This is a genomic window from Methylobacterium nigriterrae, from assembly GCF_037106235.1.
Classification (GTDB): domain Bacteria; phylum Pseudomonadota; class Alphaproteobacteria; order Rhizobiales; family Beijerinckiaceae; genus Methylobacterium; species Methylobacterium nigriterrae.
Map to the genome: position 1 here is coordinate 1 of NZ_JBAWTG010000826.1, position 276 is coordinate 276.

Consider the following 276-nt stretch of genomic DNA (forward strand, 5'->3'; position numbering starts at 1 on the left):
GAAAAATATCCTGGAAGCAGTGGACGACGCAGCCCTGCGCGACCTCGACTGGCGAAAACAGGTCGGGAAATATCTCGTCAAAGGGAAATACGCTGCCATCGAATGGCTGGACAAAAAACCTGGAGCTGAGCGTATCGAGGATTTGACAGAAAGGCTCCGGGATATTGCTGCTGAAACTGATGTCCGGCGGCTGCCCGATTATGCGCCGATCAGCCCTACCAGACTAGCGCAGCCGCTTGATGAGTTCCAGCGGATCAAACGTCACTTCCGACCGGG

General features: G+C 55.4%; 1 protein-coding gene. It reads left to right on the forward strand.

Going from position 1 to position 276, the window contains the following annotated elements; all coding sequences use genetic code 11:
* A partial coding sequence (locus WDW90_RS39310) for a hypothetical protein (RefSeq protein WP_336493021.1) occupies positions 1-276 on the forward strand: 276 nt, incomplete at both ends.